This is a genomic window from Pseudomonas sp. GW821-FHT02A08 (assembly GCF_059422045.1).
On the sequence record NZ_JBWKWD010000011.1, the window covers coordinates 128,906 to 152,424 of the forward strand.

A 23,519-nucleotide genomic window follows, 5' to 3' on the forward strand; every position below is an offset into this window, starting at 1 on the left:
ATGCTTACTTCAGGCGAGCCAGGCGCTCGGTCAGCAGATCGAAGAAGCCCTGGGCATCGCCGCTTTCGACCCAAAAGGCATTCTTTGGCGCTTTCAAGCCGTCATACCAGTCGACAATGGTCTGCCCAAAGGTCGGGCCTTCGCGGCTGTCGACAACCACATTGACCGAACGACCGCTGAACAATTGCGGCTTGAGCAGATAAGCGACAACCGTGGCGTCATGCACCGGGCCACCCTGAATGCCGTAGTGTTCCATGTCGCCCTTGATGTACTCATTGAGAATGTCGCTCACCAATCGGCTGGCGTTGTTATTCAGAGCGGCAATCTGTTGCAGGCGCGCTTCGCTGGTAAGGATCTTGTGGGTCACATCCAGCGGCAGGTAGGTCAGCTTCACGCCGCTCTTGAGCACCACTTCGGCCGCTTGCGGGTCGGCGAACAGGTTGAACTCGGCCACCGGCGTGATATTGCCGCCGTTGAAGTGCGCACCGCCCATGACCACCACTTCCTTGATGCCCTGAACGATACCCGGCTCCTGGATCAGCGCCAGGGCCAGGTTGGTCTGCGGGCCAAGCATGGCGATGGTAATGCTGTGGGGTTCGGCAGATTTCAGGGTATCGATCAGATAGGTGATGGCGCTGCCCTTGGCCAGGCCCTTCCTGGGCTCATGCACGGCAATGCCCGACAACCCTTCCTTGCCATGAATGTCCTCGGCGTAGACGGGTGTGCGCATCAGGGGCCTGGGCGCCCCCGCATAGACCGGAACCTCTTCGCGCCCCGCCCACTCCCGGGCCAGTCGCGCATTGCGCGAAGTCTTGTCCAGGCGAACGTTGCCGGCAACGGTGGTCAATGCCCGGACATTCAATTCTTCCGGCGACGCCAGGGCGAACAACAGGGCAACAACATCGTCAGCCCCTGGATCGGTGTCGATGATCAGGTCGATCTTTGGTGCTGCCAGGGCGTTGGTTGAGGTCATCTGGGACAAAAGCAGCAGACTCCGGAACAGTGGGTGCAGTTTCTGAGCATAGCGATACGGGGCGCACGCCTTGTGCCAGGAACATCAAAACGCGGACAGCCCGTCAAAAGGTAACGCCGGCGACCAGTACAATGTTGCAGTACGGCTGGCATTCGCCTGTACGAACAATCGCTCTGGCTTGTCGGCTCAGGACCTTGAATTGTTCATGGCTGAGCACCTCGCGCCGACCCAACGCGCCTTCGTCGCTCAGCTCGTCCAACGCGACCAGGGCCGACGGCTTTTTATCGAAGATTTCCTGAGCCAGCACATGGCTTTCAACCTGCATCTCACTGAGCACGACCTTCAAGGTGCTGACAAAATCCGGAATGCCATGGGTCAAGGCCAGGTCGATCAATTCAACACCTGGAGGAACCGGCAACCCCGCATCCCCGATGACGACCAAGTCGCCATGCCCCAATGAAGCGATCAGTCGCGACAGCGCAATGTTGAGCAGGGGTGTCTTTTTCATGGGGTTTTAAACGCCTGAACATCGCTCAAGGCGGGTATCGAAGGTTGCGCGCCGGCACGGGTGACCGACAGCGCCGCGGCCACCTGTCCGAAGCGGATCGCCTGCGCCTCATCCTTACCCGCAGCCAGGGCCGCAGCGAAACCGCCGACGAACGTATCGCCGGCCGCCGTGGTATCGACAGCCTTTACCACGGGCGCGGGAAAATGCTCGAAGCGCTGGCCATCGGCAAACAGCGAACCCTGCGCACCGAGGGTGATGATCACCTTGCCGGCGCCCAGTGCAATCAGGCGGGTCGCCGCGGCTTGCGCGGTGTCCAGGGAGTCCACCGACAGACCGCTCAGGGCTGACGCCTCGCTCTCGTTGGGAATCAGATAATCGATGGACGCGTACCAGTCCGATGGCAGCGGGCGGCTGACCGGTGCAGGGTTGAGGATGACTGTCTTGCCCAGCTCGCGACCGCGCTTGAGCGCATGGCCAACAGAAGCATCGGGCACTTCCAGCTGACAGATGAGCACGTCCGCCGCGCGCACCACCGAATCAAAACGGTCAATGGCTTCAGCGGTCAACGCCCCGTTGGCGCCGGGGACGATCACGATGGTGTTCTGACTGCTGTCGTCGACCACAATCAACGCCACGCCACTGGAATCGTCAATGGTGCTGACCGCCTGGCAATCGATCTGCTCGGCCAACAACGCCCCGCGCAGCGCCTCACCATAAGCGTCATTGCCCACGCAGCCGATCATCGACACCCGGGCTCCCAGGCGCGCCGCAGCCACGGCCTGATTGGCGCCCTTGCCGCCGCAGACGGTAGTAAACGACTGACCGATCAGCGTTTCGCCACCCTTGGGCAAGCGTGGTGCCCGGGTCACCAGGTCCATGTTCAAACTGCCTATTACCACTACTTTTGCTGACATACATTGCTACTCATCGAGTCTGTTTCGGCGGCGCTGTTGATTCAGCGGCTTTTTGTTTCAACGGCTCTCTGTTTTCAACGGCACTGGGCAAACACGCCGGCCAGTGGCGCCGTCGACTCACGCACGACGATGCTCGGCGTCACGATCCGCTGATCGGTCACCAGGCCAGGTGTGGCGATTCGCCGTAAAAGCACTTCGGCGGCCATTTCGCCGAGTTGCAGGATCGATTGCCCGACCGTGGTCAGCGACGGGTAGACATAGCGACTCATCTGGATATCGTCGAAGCCGATCACCGACAACTCGCTCGGTACGCGAATATTGCGTTCGGCGGCGGCCCGTAGCACGCCGATGCCGATCATGTCGTTGGCGGCAAAAATGGCGCTGGGCGGATTGCTTTCCAGCAGAATCGCGGCAGCGCCATAACCGCCGGTGCTGGTGAAATCGCTTTCCAGCATGCGCCCGGGAGAGACTTCGACGCCCGCCTCCTTCAAGGCCCGGCGATAACCCGCCAGACGCATCTGCGCCACACTGGTGTTTTCCGGCCCGCTGATGGTGGCGATATCCCGGTGCCCCAATTCCAGCAGATGCCGGGTCGCCAGATACGCGCCGTATTCATGGTCGATGCGCACCAGGTCCGCATCGACACCGTCCAGTCCGCGGTCGACGATCACCATGGGTGTGCGGACGCCTTTCAGGCCTTGCACCAAGCCACTGTCGCCACCGGCCGAGGCGACAATCAGGCCGTCGATGCGTTTTTCCAGCAGCACGCGCAGGTAGCTGCGCTGCTTGTCCGGATTGTCGTCGGAGTTGCACAGGATGACGCAGTAACCGTTTCGCTCGCAGTAATCCTCGATCCCCCGGGCCAGTTCGGCGAAATACGGGTTGAGGCTGTTGGGGACCAACAGGCCGATGGTCGCCGTGGTCTTGGCCTTGAGCGAGCGGGCCACGGCGCTGGGGACGTAGTCGAGAGTCTGGATTGCCGCCTCGACCTTGATCCGGACTTCTTCACTGACCGGGCGGGTCTTGTTCACCACATGGGAAACCGTGGTGTAGGAAATGCCGGCAAGGGCTGCCACATCTTTGATGGTCGCCATGACTCAGGTCCGCCGGCTTGCGCGTTGACTGCGATAAGTATCCAGCACCACCGCCACCACGATCACCGCGCCGGTAATGATGCGCTTGGTCGGCTCGGTTGCCCCGATCTGCGCCAGCCCCGCGGCGAGCACGGAAATGATCAGGACGCCAAAAAACGTGCTGATCACCGAACCGCGCCCGCCCATCAGGCTGGTCCCGCCGATCACGACCGCTGCGATCACCTGCAACTCAAGACCGGAGCCGGCATTCGGGTCGGCGGCTTCCAGGCGAGAAATCTGGAACAACGCGGCAATGCCGGCCAGCAACCCCATCAGGCTGAAGACCAGGATTTTGTATGGCTTCGGATTGATCCCCGCCAGCCGCACGGCCTCTTCGTTGGTGCCGATACCGATCAGGTAACGACCGAACACCGTGCGGGTCAACACGGCCTGGGCGACGAAAATGATCAACAACGCGATGATGAACGACGGCGAAATGCCAAAGGCGATCGGGTTGGACAACCAGGCAAACGCATCGCCGATGTAGGCCGTACGTGAACCGGTCATCTGGTACGCCACCCCGCGCGCCATTTCCAGCACGCCCAGGGACACGATGAACGACGGAATACGCCATGCCACCGTGATCGAGCCGGTGACCGTACCGGCGAGCGCCGCGACGGCCATGCCCAGCAGCGCCGCCGGCAGCACGCCCCAGCCCCAGCCAAGAATCGCCACGCTCACGGTCGAGGCCGCCAGCGCCAGCACCGAGCCAACCGACAGGTCGATACCGCCGATAATCAACACAAAGGTCATGCCGACCGCCAGCACCATCAGGTCCGGAATCTGGTTGGCCAGGGTGCTGAACGTATCGTAGGACAGGAAGTGACTGCTCAGAACCGAGAACAGCACGATCATCGCCAACAAGGCACCCGCCAGGCCCAGATAGGTGCCCAGGCCGTAGAAGTTGCCACTGCGTTTGCCGGCGTAAGAAGCGGTATTCATGGAAGTTCCCCAAGCGCGGCTTCAAAGAGCTGCGCATCACGTTTTTGGTAGCCGGCGAAAGCAGCGGCGAGCAACTCATCCTGGGTCCAGCTGTCGCGATCGAATGTATCGATCAGGCTTCCTGCCGACAGCACGCCGATCCGGTCGCAGATCAGCATCAGCTCGCGCAAGTCGCTGGAGACCACCACCAGCGCCTTGCCCTGGCGGGTCAATTCGCCGAGCAGGTTGTAGATATCGAACTTGGCACCGACGTCGATGCCGCGGGTCGGTTCGTCGAACAGCAGCACTGAGCAATCGCGCTCCAGCCAACGGCCGATGACGACTTTCTGCTGGTTGCCGCCGGACAACTCGGACACCAACTGTGCCGGACCGGAGCTGCGAATGCGCATGGCGTCGATCTGACGCTGGGCCAGGGCGTTTTCGCCATCGTTGTCGACAAAGCCCGCGCTGGAGATGCCGGGCATGTTGCCCAAGGCGATATTGGCGCCAATCGACTGCGTCAACAAAAGGCCTTCGCCCTTGCGATCTTCAGTGATCAACGCGATGCCATGCCCGACCGCATCCACCGGCGAGCGCACATTGATGACCTGCGCCGACGCCCCCAGGGCAATCGTGCCGCTGTCGGCGATATCGGCACCGAAGATCAGGCGCAGCAACTCGGTGCGCCCCGCGCCGATCAAACCGGAAATCCCGAAAATCTCTCCGGCACGCACTTCGAACGACACGTCGCGAACCTTGTCGGCACGGGTCAGGCCCTTGACCGTCAGCACCGGAGCGCCGATCTTGCGCGCGCCCATATCGATGTGTTCGCCGAGCTCGCGGCCGACCATCAGGGTGACCAGTTGCTCGCTGTTGTAGTTGGCCATCGGCTCGACGCAGACCAGGTTGCCATCGCGCAACACGGCAATGCGCTGCGCGACTCGCGCCAGCTCTTCGAGGCGATGGGAGATGTAGATGATCGATACCCCGCGCGCCTGCAGGCGGGTGATCTGCTCGAACAGCATTTCGACTTCGCGAGCGGTGAGCATCGCGGTCGGCTCATCGAGAATCAACACATGACAATGGCCAATCAGGTTGCGGGCGATCTCCACCATTTGCTGGTGGCCGATGCCCAGTTCGCCGACCAGGGTGTCCGGGTCAATGGCGTCGAGCCCGACATGAGCCATGGCCTCGATGGCGGCCTTGCGCAACTGCTTGCGACTGATCCACCCACCTTTGCCGGGCAGGTTGTCGAGAAACAGGTTTTCCGCCACCGACAGGGTCGGCAGCAGATTGAGCTCCTGCATGACCATGCGGATACCCAGCGCCTCTGCCTGAGCCCGGCTGCCCGGACGATAGTCCTGCCCCTGAAACTGCATCTGGCCGGTGGTCGGCGTGACCAGTCCGCCAATAATCTTCGAAAGCGTGCTTTTGCCTGCACCGTTCTCGCCGGTCAACGCCAGCACTTCCCCGCGCATGAGCGTCAGGTCGATGCCGGCCAGGACCGGTTGGGCGTAGGTCTTGCCGATACCGCTGACCGAAAGGACAGCGTCCGGAGCGCAAACTGACATAAAAACTCTCCATGCGCTCGTCCCGCTGGACGAGCGCCGTTACGTCGCCGCAAGGTTACTTGGTGACCAACTCTACCGGCGTTTCGATCACGCCATTGGCGCCGTCGTCGACCTTCTCGCCCTTGAGAATCTTCAATGCAGTCTCGATGCCGAACACCGCCTGCCTGGCCGCAAACTGGTCCGCGGTGGCCAGCACGCGACCATCCTTGAGCATTGGCTGGATGGCATTGATGTTGTCGTAGCCGACCACTTGCACCTTGCCGGCCTTGCCCGCGGCGCGCACGGCAGATACCGCACCGACCGCCATGCTGTCGTTGCCGGCCAACAGGGCCTTGGTTTGCGGGTATTCGCTGAGAATCGACGCGGCGACCTTGTTGCCCTTGTCGATCTCCCAGTCACCGGATTGCAGGGACACGACATTGATCTGCGCCGCCTCCATTGCATCCTTGAAACCCGCGGTCCGCTGTTGGGCATTGGTGGTGGTGGACACACCCTCGATGATGCCGACTTCGTCACCGGCCTTCAGCTGTTTGGCCAGGTAATCCCCCACCAGCCGTGCGCCCTTGCGATTGTCCGGGCCTACGAACGGAACATTGATGTTTTTGCTTTTGACGACGGCAGGGTCCAACTGGTTGTCGATGTTGATCACGGTGATACCGGCATCGATGGCTTTCTTGATCACCGGGACCATGGCCTTGGAGTCAGCCGGTGCAATCACCAGTGCATTGACCTTGGCCAGGATCATCTGCTCGACGATGCGCGTCTGGCCTGCGGTGTCGGTTTCATCCTTGATGCCGTTGGAGATGAGGTCGAATTCGCCGGAGTGATCTTTCTGGTAGGCCTTGGCGCCGTCTTCCATGGTCAGGAAGAACTCGTTGGCCAGGGACTTCATGACCAGTGCGACTTTCGGTTTTTCTGCGGTTTCAGCAAAGGCCGAAGAGACAGGTAGTGCAGCGGATGCGGCAGCCAGCATAGCGACAGCGAGAAGACGTCCAGCGAATGGCAGCTTCATGGGTTCACTCCGATCTTATGATTATTGTGAGCAACGCTTGCGCTGGCGCAAGCTTCACGGCCCGCCGCGATGAAAAGCCATCACTTGAGCCGCGCAAACGTTTGCGTTAACCAAACTATGGGAACCCTGCCGGTATTTGTCAACGACCTGAAATGCGCTTTCACAGATGTACGGCGAAAAAGCGGCATTCAACTCATGCCGTGGTGTTGACCACCGATCCCGTGCCGGAACCCTTGGCCAGCTCCTTGATCAGGCTCGCGTTCACTTGCAGGATGGCCCCGCTGGTGTTGGCAACCTGCCCCTGAATGGCTGTTACTGCCGTGGTCTTGGCTTGCGGGGTTGGATAGGACGCCGCCTGGGCTTGCGCCAGTTGCTGCTGTTGCTCGCGCAATTGCTGCTGCAACTCCTTCAGACGCTTGAGCAAGACCTTCACCGCCACGCTGGTGTTATCGCTGGTTTGCGATTCGGCCTGTGCGCCGGCGCTCTCCCCCAGACCTACCGGGCCCGTCTTGACCTGGTTGCCGTCGCTTTTCTTTGCACCCGACGCTTGAGCAGCCGCATCAGCTGTTGCGTCGCTCAAGGCACGAATGGTGGTGGCCGACTTGCCACCGATGGTGATGTTAGCGGCATTGGGAATGCCAACAGATAACGACATGTGAACTCCTGAAGAAAATGATCCCTTGAAGGAGCATCGACCGGCGCGGGCGTTTCTTTAGTCGCTATCTATGATTTGACCCGTTGAAATCTTAAACAAGACCGCGATCCGTTTCGGCGAGCCGAACGCAAAAGTTAAAAATGTTCGGCATTCCGGACGCCCCGCCCCCGAAACCGTTCCGGACATAAATAGCAATACCGTTACAAATCATTAACTTAGGCGTGTTTTTCGATTCAGCGTATTACTGGTACAGATCCTGCTCTTCCCCTCGCACCCCCGGCATTCAGATTCGCCCGGGGCGTATCTAGATGAACCTGCATCTGCACCGTCTCACAACTAGAAGAGAAAAATAATGACATCTGCACTCAAGACCTTTGTTCCGGGCGCCTTGGCCCTGCTGCTTCTTCTGCCCACCGCCCTTCAGGCCAAAGAAGCCGAAACCCAACAGAAACTGGCCAACGTGGTGATCCTGGCCACCGGCGGCACCATTGCCGGCGCGGGGGCCAGCGCCGCCAACAGCGCAACCTATCAAGCGGCGAAAGTCGGCATTGAACAGTTGATCGCCGGCGTTCCTGAACTGAGCCAATTGGCTAACGTTCGCGGCGAACAGGTCATGCAAATCGCCTCCGAAAGCATCACCAACGAAAACCTGCTGCAACTGGGTCGCCGCGTAGCCGAACTGGCCGACAGCAAAGACGTCGATGGCATCGTGATCACCCACGGCACCGACACCCTGGAAGAAACGGCATACTTCCTCAACCTGGTGGAAAAAACCGAGAAGCCGATCATTGTCGTAGGCTCCATGCGCCCAGGCACCGCGATGTCCGCCGATGGCATGCTGAACCTGTACAACGCGGTGGCCGTGGCCAGCAGCAAAGACGCACGGGGCAAAGGCGTGCTGGTGACCATGAACGATGAAATCCAGTCGGGTCGCGACGTCAGCAAAATGATCAACATCAAGACCGAAGCGTTTAAAAGCGCCTGGGGTCCGCTGGGCATGGTGGTAGAAGGCAAATCCTACTGGTTCCGCTTGCCAGCCAAGCGCCACACCATGGATTCCGAATTCGACATCAAGACCATCAAGAGCCTGCCTGACGTCGAGATTGCCTATTCCTATGGCAACGTCAGCGATACCGCCTACAAGGCCCTGGCTCAATCGGGCGCCAAAGCCATCATCCACGCCGGTACCGGCAATGGCTCGGTATCGTCGCGAGTGGTCCCTGCCCTGCAAGCCCTGCGCAAGGACGGCGTGCAGATCATTCGCTCCTCCCATGTCAACGCCGGCGGCTTCGTATTGCGCAACGCCGAACAGCCTGACGATAAATACGACTGGGTCGTGGCCCACGACCTGAACCCGCAGAAGGCCCGCATCCTGGCGATGGTCGCGCTGACCAAGACCAACGACAGCAAAGAACTGCAACGGATGTTCTGGGAATACTGATTCGCCCTCGCCCGACCGATCCGGTCGGGCACCCTGTGCGCCATTCTCCAGTCCTGGCGATTGGCGTCACTCGATCTGACAAAAAAACTCCCTGCGCCTTACACCAAATAGAACAAACCGCTGTCAGAGGATTTTCTTGATTTTTAAGCAGTTGCGAAATTGCCCACAGTTAAATACTGTATGCACGTACAGCTTAATAAGGATAATCCCGTGGACACTACCTCTGCCTCTCCTGACACCTATGTACGCATGGGCCTGCGCGTTCAGAAAATCATCAACTCCCCCACCGCACAAAAAGCCAGGGCAGCACTGATCTTCCGCCTGCCTGACGAACCGGTGGATGAATGGGAACGCTTGCTGGAAGAAATCGACGAGAACGACAACGTCACCCTCGCCTATCGCGACGATGGCGGCGTGCAGATTTTCTGGGTTGTGCCGAAGGAAGATTGAGGCGATGAGTGTCCGCTGGTTTGCTTTGCTGTTTCTGTTTTTTGTCATGGGCGCGCAAGCCGACGCGCCGCGCACCTTCACCGAAGCGAAAAAGGTGGCCTGGACGCTCTACGCGCCCCAGTCCACCGAGTTTTACTGTGGCTGCAAGTACACCGGCAACCGGGTAAACCTTGCCGCCTGCGGTTATGTGCCCCGTAAAAATGCCAAACGCGCAGCCCGCATCGAGTGGGAGCATATTGTTCCGGCCTGGCAAATCGGTCATCAACGCCAGTGCTGGCAAGAGGGCGGTCGCAAGAACTGCACCCGCCACGACCCGGTTTACCAGAAGGCCGAGGCTGATTTGCACAACCTGGTGCCCAGCATTGGCGAGGTCAACGGCGATCGCAGCAACTTCAGCTTTGGCTGGCTGCCCGAGCAGTCGGGGCAATATGGTTCCTGCCTGACCCAGATCGACTTCAAGGCCAAGAAAGTCATGCCCCGCCCTTCCATTCGCGGCATGATCGCCCGGACCTACTTCTACATGAGCAAGCAGTATGGCTTGCGCCTGTCGAAACAGGATCGGCAACTGTACGAAGCCTGGGACAAGACCTATCCCGTACAGGCGTGGGAGCGTCAACGCAACCAGAGCGTGGGCTGCGTCATGGGGCGCGGCAACGAGTTCGTAGGCCCGGTAGACATGAAGGCCTGTGGCTGATTCCAGAACGGGACACCTGAAACGACAAAGGCCCCGGGCTAAACACCCGAGGCCTTTTTTGTATCTTTAGCGTCTGCGCTACGTTATTGAGCGGCTGGACGCTCAAGCACCAGCAATTCGATGTTCTGTTTCTTCGAGCGAGTGAGCGCCGCGCGGACTTCATCCTGCTTGGCTTCGGCCTCGGCTTTCGAACTGAACGGCCCCATCAGGATTCGGGTATTACCATTTTCCTTGACGACGCTGGACATGAAGCTGTGCTCGATCAGCCAGCCACTCAAATCGCTGACCGCCTGAGGGGTTTCACCTCGCACTTCAAGATCCCATTGCGGGCCGGACACTGCCGCGGGTACGGCAGCCATGGCCGGCTTTGGCTTTGGCGCATCCACACTGCCGCCCTCACCACATCCCGCCAGTGCCAACATCGCGAATACCAAGACCATTTTGCGCACGGCGTTTCCCTCTAAATGCTTAAAGCGGGGATTTTAACATCCATGAATACTTCACGAGTGCCGTAAAATGGGCTCAAAACAACGAGAATCATGGTGGCGGCCTCTGTATAGTTACGCCTTGGGAATTAATGCCGCATCTGCGCGTCAGAAAGAGGCACCCAAACCGCGAGACTTCGCACTAATCTATACATAACACCGACCTCTGCACTGTCCGAATCAGGTGCCCCACAAAGCAATCAAGGAGAAGACCATGCTGATACTCACCCGCAAAGTCGGTGAAAGCATAAACATAGGTGATGACATTACGATCACCATCCTCGGCGTAAGCGGCCAGCAAGTCAGGATCGGCATCAACGCTCCGAAGGACGTTGCAGTGCATCGTGAAGAAATCTACCAGCGCATTCAGGCCGGCCTGACCGCCCCGGAAAAGCCACAATCCTGAATCCTGTTGCAGTCAGTAGCCAGCCCGTTCAGTCCGCAATCACGGCTGGCTAAAGATTCAGCACCCCATCGCCCTGCACTTTCGCCCCCACCCAAACCCCAGAGGCCGATACTAGCGGCAAGCCTCACCCTATTGCTGTCAGACTTTTCTGGTTTACCCAAGGGAAGGATGCGCTCACTGCGCGGTCAACCAGACATCACGCCTCGCGCCATGCCCGTCGCCGCCACCACCATCAGCAACACCAGCAGCGCCTCGACATGACTGATCCGTGCAAACAGCTTCGCACGGCCGGTATCGATCGCCGCTTTACGGGCAAGCGCTATTCGCCACTTGATCAGCGTCACCATGGGTGCGATTTCCAGCAGCAAGATCAGGACGAACAGCGTCATCTTCAGATGAAACAGCGGCTGATGCAGGTAATAGTCCGAGCCTTTCTCGTACCCGCCAAACGCTCGCATCCCCCCACTGATCAATAAAACGACAGCTGAAATACCCCATATATTGTCCGCCATCAGAACACTGCGCACCTCTGCGGCTCCATCGGCCAAACGCCGAAAAGCCGTGCCTCGAACCAACACGGCCCAAAATCCCAGGGCAAATGCCAGAAGATGAACCGCCGCCAGAAACCAGTGAGTCAGCATCGAGAAACTCCTGCCAGGTCGAAGTTGTTTGAGTCTGTCAGTAGTAGCCCATGTAATGGCTGCGTGCACGGCATCCGCGGACGATGCCCGAAACACAATATGACAAACCAACTAGACTCCACTGCGCTGGTATCGAGCGTCAGCGGCAATACCCGCCCCAACAGCAACTCACTCCCACCGCATTGAACTGAGTAAACAAAATCATGTGTGAATCATGTGATTCAAGCTCTGCTTCAAACACAACAGGCCGTCGTCGTTTTCTTCAATTTGCCGGATTGAGCGCAGGCGCACTGCTGCTGACCGGCACACTGCCCGGCAAGATCATCCAGGCAGCCGAAAAAGCGTCAGCCCCACCCAAACCACAAAACGTAATCAGTCCCGACATGGCGTTGAAAAGACTGATGGAGGGCAATGCACGATATGTAGGCGGTACTTCCACGACGCACGATTTCAAGGCAGAGCGAGAGGCCCTGGTGTCCGGTCAAAATCCGTTCGTGGCCGTGCTGAGTTGCTCTGACTCAAGGATCGCCCCGGAATATGCGTTCGACACCGCGCGCGGCGATCTTTTCTCCATCCGCGTCGCGGGCAACTTCGTTACCCCGGAAGGCCTGGCCAGTCTTGAATACGGGGTTGCCGTACTGGGCGCCCCGCTGATTCTCGTCCTTGGACATGAGAGCTGCGGCGCCATCGAGGCCGGTATCAAGGCCGTCAAGGATCAGACGATTTTCCCCGGCCATATCCCGAAACTGACTGACGCACTCAAGTCGGCAGTCGAGGCAGTACTCAAGCAGCCCGGGAACCTGATGGAAAACGCCACCGTGCAAAACGTCAAGAATTCGGTAAACAGCCTGAAACAGGCCTCGCCATTGCTGACAGATGCCCAGAGTAAAGGCGTACTGAAGATCGTGGGCGGTATCTATCGCCTGGCGAGCGGCAAGGTAGAGTTGATCGATTGATCCACAACGCGCACCTCCCCGGCATCAGTGCATGCCCCCGCATGCAAAGAGCCCAGCGCGACGGCTGGGCTCTGGTTATCTTCGGTTTTGCATCATTTTGTCCGCGAGGGTTCTGGCCCTCTCGATCAACAGGTTCTGCCTGTCCTCGTGGGTAGCCCCACCCACAATCGGAGCAGTCAGATTGCTTTCGGCAATCAATGCAGCGCAGAAATATCGATCCCAGACAGCCGTGTCCACAGGTGCCTGCTTGCTCATTTGATCGGCGTTCATAGGCGGCTCCTTTTGATAAGGTCGCATCGCTAGTTTACGCCTGAATGACAAAAAAACCGGGCCATCATTCATAGTGGCTCGCCATTCGTCGCCTGCCGGAACACCACGAGGAATTCGCCCGTATCTGTGGCTTGAGGCTTGCTAAGATCGCCCGTAGCAGCGCCGTAACGACAGGTTTCTGACGCCGCAGCCATTCAATCAATGCTTAAGGACTCCAGCGATACGCTTGGTCAGTCACCGGGAGATGTAACGTGTCAACGCTCAACGAAATCGCAATGAACCACGCGAGAATGGCCAAGGAAAAAGCAGAAAAGTCGACCGAACTGAGCGAGCGACACTTCCAGATAGTAGGAAACTTCGAAGTACCGTCCATTGAGGTACAGCAGAACATCCCAATGCACCTGATCGTGGGAGCACAGGAAGGCCACCACGGCCTTGCAGCGAGCTTTGCCCTCTGACCCCTGCCGAGGCTGGCGACGATCTGAACGATTTACCCGGTAATCATCCGGCATCCGTTCAGCAATCGTCGCGCCTTGATGACCCGGCACTACTTTTCTGATCCGGGCATCTCATCTTTCCGATACCGCGAAGTGATTGCCTGCTGGACGCAAGGTTCAGCAAATAACACGCAATGACTTGTGGATTGAAAATCCATGAACTAGACATAACCCCACAGTCAGCTTCCCCAAAGATCGGCAATGATTCTTGGCGCCTACTCACATATCCGGCATGACAAATGGAGATGCATGTTCATGAAAAACCCAATACCGAAAGCCATTGGCGGCACGGTGATATTGCTGGCGTCATTCATATCCACTTTCACCCACGCAGCAGATATCACGCCCGCTGAAATGAAGGCTATCGCCACGGAAGGCTATATCTACGGCCTGCCCATCGTGATGAACTACGCGGTCATGTACGACTACGCCGTAGACAAAAACTCCGGACAGTTCAAGGCACCGCTCAACCAGATTCATAGCCTGCACCATGTCGCAACCTATAAGGACACAGCTGTTATTACGCCAAACAGCGACACGCCCTATTCGATGATATTCATGGACCTGCGCAGCGAGCCAATGGTGTTATCGGTGCCGGCGGTAGAGAAACCACGGTATTACTCGGTACAGCTCGTCGATGGCAATACCTACAACTACGGCTACATCGGCAGCCGCGCCACCGGCAACGAAGCTGGCGACTACATGGTAGTCGGACCCGATTGGAAGGGCGCGACGCCACCGGGCATCAAGAAGGTGTTTCGTTCCGGCACCCAATTCCCCTTCGCGATCTTTCGCACCCAACTCTTCAACCCGGCTGACCTGCCGAACGTGGTAAACGTCCAGTCAGGCTACAAGGCACAACCGCTATCCGCCTTTCTCAAGCAACCGGCACCGCCTGCCGCGCCGGTGATCGACTTCCCGAAGATCAACACGGACCTCGCCAAGACCGGTTTCTTCAAGTATCTCGACTTTGCCTTGCAGTACGCCCCGGCCGCACCGGATGAAGTGGCGATCCGGGCGAAACTTGCCCGGATCGGCATTGGCGCCGGCAAGGACTTCAACTTCCAGGATCTGTCCGCGGAACAAAAGGCCGCAGTTGTTGAGGGCATGCAGGCCGGGCACGCGCAGGTCGAGGACGGGATCAAGAATCTCGGCACGAAGATCAACGGCTGGAACATTGCCGGAACCGGCGGCGACAGCGCCTTCTACAACGGCGACTGGCTGAAGCGTGCCGCCGTCGCGCAAGCGGGCATCTATGCCAACGACGCCGAGGAAGCCACCTATCCTCTGGCCAAAACCCTGCCCGATGGCGAACTGCTTGATGGCAGCAAGCACAACTACTCCATCACCCTGCCCGCCGGACAATTTCCGCCGGTCAACGCCTTCTGGTCAGTGACCATGTACGACGGTAAATCGCAACTGCTGATCAAAAACCCGATCAATCGCTACCTCATCAACTCGCCGATGTTGCCCGACATGAAGAAGAATGCGGACGGCTCGTTGACGCTGTATATCCAGAAGGATTCGCCTGGCGCGGACAAGGAAAGCAACTGGCTGCCCGCACCGAATGATCTGATCTACCTGGTGATGCGGCTGTATTGGCCGAAGACAGAAGCGCCTTCGATCCTGCCGCCAGGGAAGGGAACCTGGAGTCCGCCCGCGATCGTCAAAGCCAATTGACCGGACGCAGGGTCATACGTCAACTATGACCCTGCAGCCCTGCTTGCAGGATTGATTACCAGCACACTGGCAAGCGAAGCCCGCGCCAAATTCACTTACCCGCCAAGCGAAACATGACACCGCCAAGACACAGACCCGTAATGGCCTTTACGACGTAATACCCAGGCCCACCGCACTCGGTATAGCGGTATATCGAAGAGCCAAGGAAAATGGTTGATACGATCAAGACGACGATCGAAATCCCGCGTTGAATGCGAATCCTGTTTTTCTGACTTCCGATGTACATCAAGCCCTCCCTGAGCTATTCGACTCCAACTACAACTGGATCCCGCTCTACACTGATATACCAAGTGCAGTGCGTACATCAACGTTCACATTGTCCATGTGTGAACGAACCCGATATTTTGTGAACGCCCTGAAGAAATCAAGGACAACAAAAAAGGGCTCACCTTTCGGTGAGCCCTTCTAGACCGCCCAGCAGAGCGGATTTTGTTTGGTAGGCGCGATTGGACTCGAACCAACGACCCCCACCATGTCAAGGTGGTGCTCTAACCAACTGAGCTACGTGCCTGCTGTGAGGCGGCATTCTACGGAATTCCGGAGGGGTGTCAACACCTTTTTTCGCGCTAACCCTATGAATATGCAAAATATTTAATTTTGCCGCTGCAAAGAAGATTTTCCGGGTGGCTGGCGGGCGATTTTCAACTCGGGTAGGATCAACGCACTCGTAAAATATATTAAACAGAGGCTGCCGGATGGCTAACACTCCCTACCCCGAGTCCTACTACGCCGCATCGGCCAATGCGGTTGCGCCGCGCCCGGCGTTGCAGGATGACGTCGATACCGATGTCTGTGTGATTGGCGCCGGTTATACGGGGCTGTCCTCTGCCCTGTTTCTGCTGGAGAACGGCTTCAAGGTCACGGTGCTCGAGGCCGCCAGGGTCGGTTTCGGAGCGTCCGGGCGTAATGGCGGCCAGATCGTTAACAGCTATAGCCGCGATATCGATGTCATCGAGCGCACGGTTGGCCCCAAGCAGGCTCAGTTGCTGGGACAGATGGCGTTTGAAGGTGGGCGAATCATTCGTGAGCGGGTCGCCAGGTACAACATTCAGTGCGATTTGAAGGACGGTGGCGTGTTCGCCGCGATGACCGCCAAGCAGATGGGTCACCTGGAGTCGCAGAAGCGCCTGTGGGAGCGATTCGGCCACACCCAGCTCGAGCTGATGGATCAACGCCGCATTCGCGAAGTGGTGGCCTGCGATCAGTACGTCGGCGGGATGCTCGACATGAGTGGCGGCCACATCCATCCGCTTAACCTGGCGCTGGGTGAAGCGGCGGCGGTCGAGTCCCTGGGCGGGACGATTTATGAGCAGTCGCCGGCGGTGCGCATTGTGCGCGGCGCCAACCCTGTTGTGCACACGCCGCAGGGCAAGGTCCGGGCCAAATTCATCATCGTCGCCGGCAACGCTTATCTGGGCAACCTGGTGCCGGAACTGGCCGCCAAGTCGATGCCTTGCGGCACGCAGGTGATTACCACCGAGCCATTGGGTGAAGAACTGGCCAGGACCCTGCTGCCCCAGGACTACTGTGTCGAAGACTGCAATTACTTGCTCGACTACTACCGCCTCAGCGGCGACAAGCGTCTGATTTTCGGTGGTGGCGTGGTGTATGGCGCGCGGGATCCGGCGAACATCGAAGCGATCATTCGACCGAAGATGCTCAAGGCATTCCCGCAGCTCAAGGACGTGAAGATCGATTTCGCGTGGACGGGTAATTTCCTGCTGACCCTGTCGCGCCTGCCCCAGGTCGGACGGCTGGGCGACAACATCTACTATTCCCAGGGTTGTAGCGGCCATGGCGTGACCTACACGCATCTGGCGGGCAAGGTACTGGCCGAAGCGTTGCGCGGTCAGGCCGAGCGTTTTGACGCCTTTGCCGACCTGCCCCACTACCCGTTCCCGGGCGGCCAGTTGCTGCGCACACCGTTTGCAGCGCTGGGTGCGTGGTATTACGGATTGCGGGATAGATTCGGGTACTAAGCGACACGCAATACATTGTGGGAGCGAGCTTGCTCGCGATATCGGACTGGCAAACGACATCCGTGTTGAATGTGCTGGCCTCATCGCGAGCAAGCTCGCTCCCACAATGTTTTTTGGATACCCGCAGATTGCGTACACCCGCTCCCACAGGGGTTTTGGGTTAGAGACGATCCCGTGCGATTCCGCTGCGGATTCGCAAGATGTCAGCCAACACCGCCAGAGCGATTTCTGCCGGGGTCTTGCTGCCCAGGTTCAAGCCGATCGGCGCATGAATCCGCCCCAATTCGACATCCCCCAGACCACCGATGCGCCGCAAGCGCTCGAAGCGTTTGTGCGAGGTCTGCATGGAGCCCATCACACCGATATAGAACGCCTCGGTGCGAACAGCCTCCATCATCGCCAGGTCATCGATACGTGGGTCGTGGGTCAATGCCACCACCGCCGTGTCGCTGTGACAGCCGCCTTCGGCGATGAACACCGACGGCAGTTGACGACGAATCTCCACGTTTTCCAGCACGACGCCTTCCAGCACTTCGTCCCGCGGGTCACACAGAATCACCTCGAACCCAAGCCCCACGGCAAACTCCGCACAGGCCTGCGCGACACTGGAATACCCCGCCAGCAACAAGCGCTGGGCCGCGCCGACGCGCACACGCACCCGGTCGATTTCCCGCTCGATACGCACACCCTGTTCACGATCATCGAACAGGCTGCGCGCACCGCTTTGCAAATCAACCTCACGGATCAACCGACGTCGGCCCAACAGCGCCGACTCCAGTTCCCGCAAATGCGCTTGCACCTCGCAATCGGCGTCAAGCTTCTCGACCAGCACATCCAGCACCCCGCCACACGGCAGGCTGACGCGCGAGCGTGGGTCATCGCCTTCGCCGTAACGAACAACGCTGACCGGCTCCAGAAACGCGCCCTCGGCGACTCGCTCGAGAAAGTCTTCCTCGACACAGCCACCGGACAACGAGCCGATCCAGTGCCCCTGGGTGTTCACCGCCAGCAGCGAACCCGGTGCGCGCGGTGCCGAGCCATAAGTGGCCAGCACCGTACACAGCCAGATGCGCTGACCGGCCGCCGACCACTCCAGCGCCCGGCGCACCACCTGCAGATCCAGATGCTGCATATCAGTGGGCCTTGTGCTCGAGTGGCGGCGCATCGGCCCGCAACTTCTGCACGTCGTTTACAGCCAGTTCATTCGGCTGACCACCCCACCCCTGACGCAGGTAGTTCAGCAGATCCGCGAGTTGCCCGTCGCTCAATTTCGCGGCGAACCCCGGCATCGGTTGCATGTGCTCGAAACCGGAGAACTTCTGCTCACCGATACCGTCGTCGATCACCCGCACCAGGTTGCGCGGGTCTTCCAGACGCAACGTGGTATTGCCGCGCATAGCCACCGCGATGTGCGGCTTGCCTTCGCCACCTGGAGCGTGGCAACCGGCACAGACATTCAAATATTCCTGACGGCCGCGCTGGGCACTCGGGCTCAGCTTGTCCACCGGCACTTCGGTGAGCACTTTCGCCGCGGGCGGCTGATCGCCCAGCAGGAAGGTCGCCATCGCCGCCAGATCCGGATCGCTCAGGCCCTGGGTGCTGTTGTGGAACACCGGGAACATCTCGTTGAACATCGTGCCCTGGGCGCTCATGCCGTGTTTGAGGAACGAGCTCAGGTCCTGATGATTCCAGCCACGGGCCGCCAGATCAGCGGCCAGCAGGCTCGGCGCCAGATAGCCATTGAGGATGCCGCCGGTCATGCGTTTGTCCATCTGCATCGCGCCAGGCAGACCGCGCGGGGTGTGGCATTCGCCACAGTGGCCGAGTACGTCGACCATGTACTGGCCGCGCTTCCAGGCTTCGCTCTTGCCTTCAGCCGGCTCCAGCTTCACGTCCTTGCCATACATCATGTTCCAGCCCATCAGGCCCAGGCGCACGTTGAACGGGAAGCTCAGGCTGGTGACCGGTGCTGCACGTTCGATCGGCTCGACGGTTTTCAGGTAAGCGTGTATCGCATCGGAATCCGCACGCGGGATCAGGTGATACGAGGTGTAGGGCATCGCCGGATACAGGTTCGCGCCATCGCGGCGCTTGCCTTCGGTGAGCGCGGTGAAGAACTCGTCATCGCTGTACAGGCCGATGCCGTGTTCTTTGCTCGGGGTGATGTTGGTACCGTAGATCGTGCCGAACGGCGACAGGATCGGCAGGCCACCCGCATAGGGTGCGCCACCCGGTGCGGTGTGGCACGCCATGCAATCGGCGGCGCGGGCGAGGTATTCGCCTTGTTTGACCTGCGCATCATCGGCGTGAGCCGCCACCACAGGCGCAGCCAGACCAACCGCCAACGCCAGGCGGCCAAGTAGAAGCTTCATGCTTAACCCTCCTTGACCAGGCCGAGATCGGTCAGCACGTTGCGGGTGGCGCTGTAGTAGCGCACGTACCCGGTGCAACGGCAGATGTGATGACCGAGGCTGTCCTCGATGACTTTTTCCAGCTGGCTTTTGACGATCGGCTGACGCTGCAGCTTTTCCACCAGCACGGTCGCGGCATTGACGAAGCCCGGCGCGCAGTAGCTGCACTGGAACGCGAACTCGTCGACGAAACGCTGCTGGATCGGGTTCAGCTCGGTGACCTTGCCCTGCTCGTCGCGGGTCGCATGGCCTTCGATGGTCCGTACTTTCTTGCCTTCGAAATAGTGCGCGCCGGTGATGCAGGTGCGCACTTCTTCGCTGGTGCCGTCGGGGTTGTCGACGATCACCACGCAGGCGTGGCAGATGCCCTGGCCGCAGCCCAGGCGCGAGCCGGTGAGGTTCTTGTACTCGTGCAGGTAGTCGATCATCGGCAGGTCATCAGGGATGTCCACCGGGCCGACGGATTGACCATTGAGGGTCAGTTGAAGCGGACGGTTAGCCATTGAGGGCCTCCTTGATGCGTGCAGAAGTGATAGGCAAGTCGCGGACACGTTTACCGATGGCATGGGCCACGGCGTTACCGATGGCACCGACCACCGGGATCATCACCACCTCGGCGATGCCCTTGGACGGGTCGCTTGGCGACAATGGCGGCAGGATGTCCGCTGTCTGTTTCCACACCGCGACGTGACGCGCCATCGGCAGGCGGTAACGGTTGAAGTTCCAGTCACCCTCCCCCGGCCCGCCTTCGTACAGCGGCATCTCTTCCATCAGCGCATGGCCGATGCCCATGGCGATACCGCCTTCGAGCTGACCCCTGACCAGTTCTTCCACCAGCACCCGACCGCACTCGACCCACGAGTGGTGGTTGAGCACCGACACTTCGTTCGAACCCTTGTTGACCTTCACTTCCACCAGCGTCGCCACCGGGCTGTAGTAAGTCACTGCCGCGTTGTTCAGCTGGGTCGCCGGGTAGGCAATGCCCTGCCGATCCAGCAGATGGAAACCGGCGCTGTTCATCTGCGCTTTCTTCGCCTTTGGCGCACCGTCACCGTACTTCACGGCAAGGCCGTCGAGCGGCAAGCGCTCACGCACGCCGTCGATGCTGAACTCGGCCTCGGCCCAGCTCCAGCGGTTGAAACCGTGCACGGTGGCACCGCTCACCAGGCCACGCTCGTGAACGCGCTTGGCCAGCATGGCGAACGGAAGTGGCTCCATGCCGTTGGCCGTGAGCTTGCCGTCGACCCAATGGGCGTCTTCGCGGCGCACCACGTAGGGGTTGGCCTGCCCGCCGTAAGGGCCTTGGCGCCAGATCTCCAGCGCCGCCGGCCACAGGCCGTGGTTGAACAGCACGCGCGCCGCTTCACGGGTGGCGTGGCTGAAGTAGTACGCCGAGTTGGTGGCCGACGAAGCCGAAGCCACCTTGCCGACCCAGCGTGGATTGCGCAGGAAATTGTCCTGCTCGGCCTGGCTCATGATGTAGGGATTGCCGCCACTGACCAGCTGCAACTCTTTCCATTCGGTTTCGCCGGTCTTCACTTCGTGCGCCGGGATACCGAGGAAGTCGGCCACGACCATGGCCTGGGAGGTGGACATGCCGGTGCCGATCTCGATACCGATGTGGCGCAGGCTGATGCGACCTTCGGCAGTGAATTCAATGCTGGCCATCGGCGCTTCGGAACCGGTGCCGAAGTCTTTCTGGCAGATGGCGAAACCGACGCCGTACCAGTTATCGGGGTCGGCGGCTTCGCGTTGTTTCTTGATCGCGTCGCGGTTTTTCCAGGTGTCGTGAACGGCTGCCTTGTCGAGAATCTCGTGCAGGCGCAAGGCACCGGCCGGGATCGCGCCCTGGGTGTTTTTCATGCCCGAGCGCAGTGCGTTCTTGCGGCGCAGCTCAATGGCATCGATACCCAGGCGACCGGCGATTTCGTCGACCATCATCTCGGTCGCCGCCATGCTTTGCAGGGTGCCGTAGCCACGCATCGACCCGGCCTCTACCGCTCGGGAATGGTAAGCCGTGACCTGCAGGTCGTTCTGCGGCATGTAGTAGATCGACTGTGCCGCCGTGGCGCCCACCGCCGCCACCGACGGGCTGTAGTTGATCCGCCCGCCACCGTCGACGCTCATCTCGGAGCGGAAGATCTTGAAGCTGTGATCGTTCTTGTCCACCGCCAATTGGTAGCGAATGTCGAACGGGTGACGCTTGATGCCGCTCTGGAACTGCTCGTAGCGGTCGTTGGCCAGGCGCACCGGCACACCGGCGCCGTACAACGCCGCCAGGGCTGCGTAGTAGACGAAAATGTTGTGGTCTTTCGAGCCATAACCAACGGTGTAACCCGGGTGCATGTTCAGGTTGGCCAGGCCGAAACGCGACGGTGCGATCATCTTCGCGGTTTCGGTCGCCGCCTCCAGCGGACACTGGGTGGCGACGACAAAATGCAGGGTCTTGGTGGCTGGGTCGTACCAGCCGTTGCCGTTGTCCGGCTCCAGGGCGGCCGGTTCGATCGACGGGGTCTTGTAGCGCTCGTCGAACACCAGCCAGTTGTCCGGCGGCGTATCGATCTGCTGCTTCATGCGCTCGGCGTAGAACAACCCGCGCTCGGTCAGGTTGCCGTGCAGGTTCGGCTGGGAGTTCCACACCGGACGACGGTTTTTCAGCATCGGGAACAGGATCGAATCCTTGAGGCTGGCGAACTCGTCTTCGTCCGCCGAAGTCGCACCGCCAACGCGCACGTAGCGGAAGCTGCCGTAGGGATCGCCTTCGTAGAACGGCACCTGGGCACCGTAACGAATCGCCTTGTCATTGAATTTGAGTTGGTTCTTGGCCTGACGGAAGCGCTCGAAATCGTTCCAGATCAGGATCGCCACCGGGTGCCCGATGAACATCGGCACCTTGCCGGCCGGCAACAACGGATCCGGGGCGTGCTCTTCAGGGAACACGATACCGTCCTTGACCAGGTCTTCGGCAGTGACGATGCGGTCCGGTTGCAACCCGGCACCGAGCCACGACAGGTCGATGCCTGCAAAGATGTGGTCGGCCTTGATGGTTTTGAGCAGCATGGCGTGGCCTTGTTGCTGCGGCCAGCCCGGCATGTCCTTGGCGCGGATGTCGCGGGCAAAGACCTTGCTGCCACAGACCTTGGACAAGGCATCGTTACGGGCGCGCGCCTTGCCATTGTTGCCGAGCCACTGCTCGGACGGCACGGTCACGCTGTTTTCCATCAAGGCGGCCAGCGCCTGGCTGCTCAATGGCGTGAGCGTCACGCTCACGCCCGCTACCAGCCCGCCCTGAAGGAACGAGCGCCGGGATATATCACGGTTGGACATGGATCATCCTCTGGGCGGTTATGGGGTCCACCCTTCTGGTTATGTACTGGAAAATCTCGAGTCTTGCAGAAGCCCTTTTTGACGATGCAAAGGGCTGTGTTGACAGTGCAAAGCTGACCGAAAGGTTAAGTTTATAGGCTTATGGCCTGACGGAAAACTAAAAACTGACCAGCAAATCAAAAAAACGCGACTATTCGACGCAGCACATTAAGAGTAGCCGTGAATTTCGGTAGCGTGAGGCTGGAGGGGTGCCGCTGGACGACGGCGTCGTCAGCGTCCGATAGGCCATTGCGGCAACGAGGCATGCAGAAAGGCCCACCAGGAACAAGGCGAGAGGAGAAAACCTGAATTCCGGAAACAAAAAACCCCGGTCTTTCGACCAGGGTCTTTGCTATCGACTCGAAGTAAACTTGCGGTTTTCTTCGTAGCTCCAAGGCGTTCAGTGGGCCTCGGGGCAGATATGGCGCAGCGGACGGGACTCGAACCCGCGACCCCCGGCGTGACAGGCCGGTATTCTAACCGACTGAACTACCGC

At 59.6% G+C, this 23,519-nt stretch carries 23 protein-coding genes and 1 tRNA gene; 8 read left to right on the plus strand and 16 right to left on the minus strand.

Translation table 11 applies throughout. The annotated features are described in order from the left end of the window. Window positions 1-4: 4 nt before the first annotated feature. The 8 genes from AC07W4_RS10890 to AC07W4_RS10925 all read right to left on the minus strand — a co-directional run bounded on the left by AC07W4_RS10890 (window position 5) and on the right by AC07W4_RS10925 (window position 7,687). Entirely contained in the window at window positions 5-973 is a 969-nt protein-coding gene (locus tag AC07W4_RS10890) for a nucleoside hydrolase (protein WP_495032433.1), read from the minus strand. 103 nt (window positions 974-1,076) lie between these two features. Then, window positions 1,077-1,481: a D-ribose pyranase gene (rbsD, locus tag AC07W4_RS10895; RefSeq protein WP_495032417.1), complete on the minus strand. Its 405-nt coding sequence runs from the start codon at window positions 1,479-1,481 to the stop codon at window positions 1,077-1,079. Next, window positions 1,478-2,395 carry a ribokinase gene (gene rbsK / locus AC07W4_RS10900; RefSeq protein WP_495032418.1) on the minus strand — a complete coding sequence of 306 codons (918 nt, stop codon included), beginning with the start codon at window positions 2,393-2,395 and terminating at the stop codon, window positions 1,478-1,480. The genes rbsD and rbsK overlap by 4 nt, the downstream gene beginning before the upstream one ends. A 74-nt stretch (window positions 2,396-2,469) precedes the next feature. Then, entirely contained in the window at window positions 2,470-3,489 is a 1,020-nt protein-coding gene (locus tag AC07W4_RS10905) for a LacI family DNA-binding transcriptional regulator (protein WP_495032419.1), read from the minus strand. A gap of 3 nt (window positions 3,490-3,492) precedes the next feature. After that, window positions 3,493-4,470, minus strand: coding sequence for an ABC transporter permease (locus AC07W4_RS10910; RefSeq protein ID WP_495032420.1), 978 nt, complete (start codon window positions 4,468-4,470; stop codon window positions 3,493-3,495). Further along, complete coding sequence (locus AC07W4_RS10915; RefSeq protein WP_495032421.1) at window positions 4,467-6,020, minus strand: sugar ABC transporter ATP-binding protein; 1,554 nt, start codon at window positions 6,018-6,020, stop codon at window positions 4,467-4,469. The genes AC07W4_RS10910 and AC07W4_RS10915 overlap by 4 nt, the downstream gene beginning before the upstream one ends. Before the next feature lie 55 nt (window positions 6,021-6,075). Then, the gene (locus AC07W4_RS10920; RefSeq protein ID WP_495032422.1) at window positions 6,076-7,032 is read right to left on the minus strand and encodes a sugar ABC transporter substrate-binding protein; all 957 of its coding nucleotides are present in this window, start codon (window positions 7,030-7,032) and stop codon (window positions 6,076-6,078) included. A 193-nt stretch (window positions 7,033-7,225) separates the two neighbouring features. Further along, on the minus strand, window positions 7,226-7,687 hold the full coding sequence (locus AC07W4_RS10925; RefSeq protein ID WP_495032423.1) for a hypothetical protein: 462 nt from the start codon (window positions 7,685-7,687) through the stop codon (window positions 7,226-7,228). Between the two features lie 352 nt (window positions 7,688-8,039). On the opposite strand from AC07W4_RS10925, the gene AC07W4_RS10930 reads away from it, so the two are divergent. The 3 genes from AC07W4_RS10930 (at window position 8,040) to AC07W4_RS10940 (ending at window position 10,272) form a co-directional block, all read left to right on the plus strand. Next, on the plus strand, window positions 8,040-9,128 hold the full coding sequence (locus AC07W4_RS10930) for an asparaginase (RefSeq protein WP_008047250.1): 1,089 nt from the start codon (window positions 8,040-8,042) through the stop codon (window positions 9,126-9,128). A gap of 180 nt (window positions 9,129-9,308) precedes the next feature. Continuing rightward, the gene (locus AC07W4_RS10935) at window positions 9,309-9,578 is read left to right on the plus strand and encodes a DUF1654 domain-containing protein (RefSeq protein ID WP_033047987.1); all 270 of its coding nucleotides are present in this window, start codon (window positions 9,309-9,311) and stop codon (window positions 9,576-9,578) included. A gap of 4 nt (window positions 9,579-9,582) precedes the next feature. After that, on the plus strand, window positions 9,583-10,272 hold the full coding sequence (locus tag AC07W4_RS10940) for an endonuclease (RefSeq protein WP_495032424.1): 690 nt from the start codon (window positions 9,583-9,585) through the stop codon (window positions 10,270-10,272). A gap of 83 nt (window positions 10,273-10,355) precedes the next feature. Here the strand turns inward: AC07W4_RS10940 and AC07W4_RS10945 are convergent, their stop codons facing one another. Next, the gene (locus AC07W4_RS10945; protein WP_008047252.1) at window positions 10,356-10,721 is read right to left on the minus strand and encodes a hypothetical protein; all 366 of its coding nucleotides are present in this window, start codon (window positions 10,719-10,721) and stop codon (window positions 10,356-10,358) included. 250 nt (window positions 10,722-10,971) lie between these two features. Here AC07W4_RS10945 and csrA point away from each other — a divergent pair, with 250 nt between their 5' ends. Continuing rightward, a complete protein-coding gene (gene csrA, locus AC07W4_RS10950) occupies window positions 10,972-11,163 on the plus strand; it encodes a carbon storage regulator CsrA (protein WP_007975691.1) in 192 nt (63 codons plus the stop codon). A gap of 185 nt (window positions 11,164-11,348) precedes the next feature. On the opposite strand, the gene AC07W4_RS10955 is transcribed toward csrA, so the two are convergent. Continuing rightward, window positions 11,349-11,804 (minus strand): DUF2214 family protein, encoded by a 456-nt coding sequence (locus AC07W4_RS10955; protein WP_495032425.1) that lies wholly within the window; start codon window positions 11,802-11,804, stop codon window positions 11,349-11,351. Window positions 11,805-12,007: 203 nt separating this feature from the next. Between AC07W4_RS10955 and AC07W4_RS10960 the strand changes: the two genes are divergently transcribed. After that, complete coding sequence (locus tag AC07W4_RS10960; RefSeq protein ID WP_008047254.1) at window positions 12,008-12,760, plus strand: carbonic anhydrase; 753 nt, start codon at window positions 12,008-12,010, stop codon at window positions 12,758-12,760. 75 nt (window positions 12,761-12,835) lie between these two features. On the opposite strand, the gene AC07W4_RS10965 is transcribed toward AC07W4_RS10960, so the two are convergent. Next, window positions 12,836-13,030, minus strand: a complete 195-nt coding sequence (locus AC07W4_RS10965; protein WP_095943661.1) for a hypothetical protein — start codon at window positions 13,028-13,030, stop codon at window positions 12,836-12,838. 251 nt (window positions 13,031-13,281) lie between these two features. Between AC07W4_RS10965 and AC07W4_RS10970 the strand changes: the two genes are divergently transcribed. Beyond that, the gene (locus tag AC07W4_RS10970; RefSeq protein ID WP_008047256.1) at window positions 13,282-13,488 is read left to right on the plus strand and encodes a hypothetical protein; all 207 of its coding nucleotides are present in this window, start codon (window positions 13,282-13,284) and stop codon (window positions 13,486-13,488) included. Window positions 13,489-13,782: 294 nt separating this feature from the next. Then, window positions 13,783-15,207: a DUF1254 domain-containing protein gene (locus AC07W4_RS10975; protein WP_495032434.1), complete on the plus strand. Its 1,425-nt coding sequence runs from the start codon at window positions 13,783-13,785 to the stop codon at window positions 15,205-15,207. A 494-nt stretch (window positions 15,208-15,701) separates the two neighbouring features. Here the strand turns inward: AC07W4_RS10975 and AC07W4_RS10980 are convergent. Next, a tRNA-Val gene (locus AC07W4_RS10980) sits at window positions 15,702-15,778 on the minus strand. Between the two features lie 184 nt (window positions 15,779-15,962). Between AC07W4_RS10980 and AC07W4_RS10985 the strand changes: the two genes are divergently transcribed. Further along, window positions 15,963-17,246, plus strand: coding sequence for an NAD(P)/FAD-dependent oxidoreductase (locus AC07W4_RS10985; protein WP_495032426.1), 1,284 nt, complete (start codon window positions 15,963-15,965; stop codon window positions 17,244-17,246). Between the two features lie 160 nt (window positions 17,247-17,406). On the opposite strand, the gene AC07W4_RS10990 is transcribed toward AC07W4_RS10985, so the two are convergent. Genes AC07W4_RS10990 through AC07W4_RS11005 form a run of 4 tightly spaced genes read right to left on the minus strand, consistent with a single transcriptional unit; the run spans window position 17,407 to window position 22,984 of the window. Continuing rightward, window positions 17,407-18,378, minus strand: a complete 972-nt coding sequence (locus AC07W4_RS10990) for an XdhC family protein (RefSeq protein ID WP_495032427.1) — start codon at window positions 18,376-18,378, stop codon at window positions 17,407-17,409. Between the two features lies 1 nt (window position 18,379). Continuing rightward, window positions 18,380-19,618 (minus strand): c-type cytochrome, encoded by a 1,239-nt coding sequence (locus tag AC07W4_RS10995; protein ID WP_495032428.1) that lies wholly within the window; start codon window positions 19,616-19,618, stop codon window positions 18,380-18,382. 2 nt (window positions 19,619-19,620) lie between these two features. Beyond that, window positions 19,621-20,160, minus strand: a complete 540-nt coding sequence (locus tag AC07W4_RS11000) for a (2Fe-2S)-binding protein (protein WP_007982256.1) — start codon at window positions 20,158-20,160, stop codon at window positions 19,621-19,623. Continuing rightward, window positions 20,153-22,984: a xanthine dehydrogenase family protein molybdopterin-binding subunit gene (locus AC07W4_RS11005; protein WP_495032429.1), complete on the minus strand. Its 2,832-nt coding sequence runs from the start codon at window positions 22,982-22,984 to the stop codon at window positions 20,153-20,155. Before AC07W4_RS11005 ends, AC07W4_RS11000 begins: the two co-directional genes overlap by 8 nt. Window positions 22,985-23,519: the final 535 nt, after the last annotated feature.

Coding starts and splice junctions, on each gene's coding strand:
- AC07W4_RS10905 (WP_495032419.1), bottom strand. CDS start 3,489: ATGGCGACCATCAAAGATGTGGCAGCCCTTGCCGGCATTTCCTACACC.
- AC07W4_RS10995 (WP_495032428.1), bottom strand. CDS start 19,618: ATGAAGCTTCTACTTGGCCGCCTGGCGTTGGCGGTTGGTCTGGCTGCG.
- AC07W4_RS10990 (WP_495032427.1), bottom strand. CDS start 18,378: ATGCAGCATCTGGATCTGCAGGTGGTGCGCCGGGCGCTGGAGTGGTCG.
- AC07W4_RS10915 (WP_495032421.1), bottom strand. CDS start 6,020: ATGTCAGTTTGCGCTCCGGACGCTGTCCTTTCGGTCAGCGGTATCGGC.
- AC07W4_RS10935 (WP_033047987.1), top strand. CDS start 9,309: ATGCACGTACAGCTTAATAAGGATAATCCCGTGGACACTACCTCTGCC.
- AC07W4_RS10965 (WP_095943661.1), bottom strand. CDS start 13,030: ATGAACGCCGATCAAATGAGCAAGCAGGCACCTGTGGACACGGCTGTC.
- rbsK (WP_495032418.1), bottom strand. CDS start 2,395: ATGTCAGCAAAAGTAGTGGTAATAGGCAGTTTGAACATGGACCTGGTG.
- AC07W4_RS10925 (WP_495032423.1), bottom strand. CDS start 7,687: ATGTCGTTATCTGTTGGCATTCCCAATGCCGCTAACATCACCATCGGT.
- AC07W4_RS10940 (WP_495032424.1), top strand. CDS start 9,583: ATGAGTGTCCGCTGGTTTGCTTTGCTGTTTCTGTTTTTTGTCATGGGC.
- AC07W4_RS10890 (WP_495032433.1), bottom strand. CDS start 973: ATGACCTCAACCAACGCCCTGGCAGCACCAAAGATCGACCTGATCATC.
- rbsD (WP_495032417.1), bottom strand. CDS start 1,481: ATGAAAAAGACACCCCTGCTCAACATTGCGCTGTCGCGACTGATCGCT.
- AC07W4_RS10985 (WP_495032426.1), top strand. CDS start 15,963: ATGGCTAACACTCCCTACCCCGAGTCCTACTACGCCGCATCGGCCAAT.
- csrA (WP_007975691.1), top strand. CDS start 10,972: ATGCTGATACTCACCCGCAAAGTCGGTGAAAGCATAAACATAGGTGAT.
- AC07W4_RS11000 (WP_007982256.1), bottom strand. CDS start 20,160: ATGGCTAACCGTCCGCTTCAACTGACCCTCAATGGTCAATCCGTCGGC.
- AC07W4_RS10930 (WP_008047250.1), top strand. CDS start 8,040: ATGACATCTGCACTCAAGACCTTTGTTCCGGGCGCCTTGGCCCTGCTG.
- AC07W4_RS10910 (WP_495032420.1), bottom strand. CDS start 4,470: ATGAATACCGCTTCTTACGCCGGCAAACGCAGTGGCAACTTCTACGGC.
- AC07W4_RS10960 (WP_008047254.1), top strand. CDS start 12,008: ATGTGTGAATCATGTGATTCAAGCTCTGCTTCAAACACAACAGGCCGT.
- AC07W4_RS10975 (WP_495032434.1), top strand. CDS start 13,783: ATGAAAAACCCAATACCGAAAGCCATTGGCGGCACGGTGATATTGCTG.
- AC07W4_RS10920 (WP_495032422.1), bottom strand. CDS start 7,032: ATGAAGCTGCCATTCGCTGGACGTCTTCTCGCTGTCGCTATGCTGGCT.
- AC07W4_RS11005 (WP_495032429.1), bottom strand. CDS start 22,984: ATGTCCAACCGTGATATATCCCGGCGCTCGTTCCTTCAGGGCGGGCTG.
- AC07W4_RS10955 (WP_495032425.1), bottom strand. CDS start 11,804: ATGCTGACTCACTGGTTTCTGGCGGCGGTTCATCTTCTGGCATTTGCC.